At 77.3% G+C, this 3,183-nt stretch carries 2 protein-coding genes; both read left to right on the top strand.

What is annotated here, in order from left to right:
• Positions 1–291: 291 nt before the first annotated feature.
• Complete coding sequence (locus ACFU6K_RS35050; RefSeq protein WP_380670068.1) at positions 292–1,302, top strand: MBL fold metallo-hydrolase; 1,011 nt, start codon at positions 292–294, stop codon at positions 1,300–1,302.
• A 122-nt stretch (positions 1,303–1,424) separates the two neighbouring features.
• The coding region (locus ACFU6K_RS35045; RefSeq protein WP_380670066.1) for an ATP-binding protein at positions 1,425–3,183 on the top strand (1,759 nt) is incomplete at its 3' end.

The following is a 3,183-nucleotide window of genomic DNA, read 5'->3' as shown; positions in this document are numbered from 1 at the left end:
GCGCAAGGGGATCAAGCGGCTGGACCGGCCGTCGGAGCAGGGCGCCTGACGCTCCCGAAGCGCGCCGCCCGTGCCTGTGCCTGTGCCCGCCGCCCGTGCCCGTCGCCCGTGCCTGTGCCCGTGCCCGTCGCGCCCCCGGTTCGACAGGGGCGCGGGCCGGGCCACTTCGGCCAGATGTGGTCCAGACCACGTGGGACGAATCGGGGCATCCCGGGCTGCTCCGGGCGCGAAGTGGCTTGAACTGTAATGGTTTTGCTCCACTCCTGTCACGACCTGGGCATAATCGCGCACATGACGATCAGCCGTGCGAACGTGAGCGCGATTGCCGAGGACCTGTACGTGTGGCTCCCGCCGAAGCGGGGGTGGGGCCTGGCCAACTGTGGGCTGCTGGCCTCGGAGACCACCGCGCTCTGGATCGACACGCCGTACGACCCCTCGATGGCCGGGGAGTTCCTCGCCGCGAGCCGGCGGCTGCTGCCGGACGGGGTCGGGGTCGACCGGGTGGTCGTCACCCACGCCAACGGGGACCACCTGTGGGGCGCCGGGGTGCTGCCGGACGCCGAGGTGATCGCCACCCGCGAGGCGCTGGAGCACATCCACTGGGAGCCCACGCCGCAGCAACAGCACGCGCTGGTCACCAACAGCGACCCGGACTCGCCGCTCGGCGGCTACCTGAAGGAGCACTTCGGCCGGTTTGACTGGTCCAGCACCGAGCCGGTGCGCCCCGACACCGTCTTCACCGGCGAGCTGGAACTGACCGTCGGCCGCTACCCGGTGCGGATCACCAGCCTGCCCGCCGCCCACACCGGCGGCGACCTGCTCGTCCACCTCCCGCACCAGCGCGCGGTGTTCACCGGTGACGTGATCTTCTCCTCGACGCCCGAGCAGCCCGGCGACCACCCCTCGCACTGGGCCGGACCGCTGGAGAACGTCATCGGCGCCTGCGAGCAGGCCCTGGCCACCGGCGCCGAGATCTTCGTCCCCGGCCACGGCCCGGTGCTCGACCGTGACGGCGTCCGCGAGCACATCGGCTACCTCGCCTACGTCCGCGAGCGCGCCCACGCCCTGCACGCCGCCGGGATACCCGCGCTGGACGCCGCCCGGCGGGTGATAGCCGAGCAGCGCCACCCCGAACTCGGCCTGCCCGAGCGGCTGGTGATCACCGTCGCGGCCGAGTACCGGCACCTGGACGGCTCGGCGGCCCCGGGCGCCCTGGAGGCCCTGGGCCAGGTCGCCCTGGTGGCGCGGGAACTGGCCGAGGACGAGGCCCGCGCCCAGCGCCCGCGCACCGCCCGGCCCTGATCCCGCCCGGCCCCGATCCCGTCCGGCCGGGCACCGTCCGGCCCTGACCCCGTCCGGGCCCGCCGCCCGGTCGTCCCGGCCGCACCACCCGGTCCACCCCGCAAGCACCCCCGAGGACTTCGATGACGCAGATCGCGCTGATCGTCCTGGCGCTGGTCGCCGCCGCGGCCGCGGCCGTGCTCGCCCGCGGCCGGGCCGTCGCCGTCACCCGGGCGACGGCCGCCGAGACCGCGCTCGGCCGGGGCGAGGAGCGCGCCCGGACCGCCGAGGGCCGGCTCGCCCGCGCGGAGCAGCAGCAGCGCGACGCGCAGGAGGCCGCCCGGCGCTCCGCCGAGGAGGCCCGGCGGGCGGAGGAGCGCACCCGGGCCGCCGAGGACAGCGTCCGCGAGGCGCAGGAGGCGGCCCGGCAGGCGCAGGACACCGTCCGGGACGCCATGCAGCAGGGCTCCGCCGCGACCGCCCGGGCCGAGCAGGCCGAGCGCGCGCTCGCCGAGGCCGAGGCGCGCGGCACCGCGCTGCTCGCCGAGATCGGCCACCTCGCCCAGGAGCGGGTCGCCGCCACCGCCGTACGGCTCACCCACGGCAACGCCCCGCTGGTCGGCCCGCTGGACCCGCAGGCCGTCGGCCCCGAGGCGGTCCGGGCGCTGCAGGGCGTCCTGGACGCCGCCCAGGCCGCCCTCGCCGACGAGCGCGAGCGGGTGGACGCCGCCGCCCGCGCCGCCATGCGCGGCGCCACCTCCCGGATCCAGACCCTGCTGTACCAGATCCAGAGCCTGGTCCAGCAGCTCCAGCACGAGAACGACGACCCCCGGCTGCTGGAGGTCGACTTCCGCAACGAGGTCGCGCTGCGCCGGATCCAGACCGTCGCGGTGCTCTGCGAGGCCTGGCCGGGACTGGCCCGCACCGACTCGCCGCTCGCCGAGGTGGTCGTCGGCGCGCTCTCCCGGGTGCCCGGCTACGCCCGGATCAAGGTCGCCAACCACCTGCGCGAGCAGCGCCTCGCCGTGGTCGCCCGGGCCGCCGAGCCGATCGCCGTCACCATCGCCGAGCTGCTCGCCAACGCCACCGCCTGCTCCCACCCGGAGACCGACGTCCCGGTCACCGTCCAGCAGGGCGGCCGCGGCGCGCTGGTGATCATCGACGACAGCGGCATCGGCATGGACGAGGACCAGCTGCGCCGCGCCCGCCGGCTGCTGGCCGGCCCGCCCGACATGCTGCTCACCGAGCTCGGCAACCCGCCCAAGACCGGCTTCGCGGTGATCGGCAAGCTGGCCCGCCAGTACGGCTTCTCCTGTCACATCGAGCCCTCGCCGTACGGCGGCATGCGGACCATCCTGCGCATCCCGGCCGCGCTGGTGACCGTCGTGGACGACGAGCAGCCGCTGTCGGTGCTCACCCCGCTGCCGCTGCGGGCCGGCTCCGGACCGGCCCCGGCGCCCACCGTCGCGGCCGTCCCGCCGATGCGCGACGCGGACGAGCAGGACGGCCCGCAGCTCGCCGACCGCCACAACCGGACGGGCCCGCACCCGGCCCCGGCCATCCGCGTGGTGCCCGATCCGGTCGCGGACGGCCCGGTCGCCGAAGACCCGGCCGCGGACGGTCCGGCGGGGGAGGGCCGGGCCGGCGCGTCCGTCCCGGCCGAGCCCGGCCCGGACGCCCCCGCGGCCGACGACGGCACCGGCCTGCCGACCCGGCGCCGCCGCCGTCCGCTGGCCGCCGAGCAGCCGGCCGTCGTACGGCCGACGGCCGCCAGGCCCGCCCCCGCCCGCGCCGCCGCCCGCACCCCAGAGCAGGCCGCCGCCCACTGGCAGGCGCAGCCGCAGGGCACCGACTCCGCCCGGGCCGCCCAGGCCCGGGCCGCGCCCGAGGAGGCCGCCGGTG

The organism is Kitasatospora sp. NPDC057512, from assembly GCF_042802135.1.
GTDB lineage: Bacteria > Actinomycetota > Actinomycetes > Streptomycetales > Streptomycetaceae > Kitasatospora.
Note: the sequence above shows the minus strand (reverse complement) of the source record. Positions and strands in the feature narration are given on the sequence as shown.

What these genes read in the sequence shown, in the direction of transcription:
- ACFU6K_RS35050 (WP_380670068.1), top strand. Translation starts at nt 292, where the DNA reads ATGACGATCAGCCGTGCGAACGTGAGCGCGATTGCCGAGGACCTGTAC.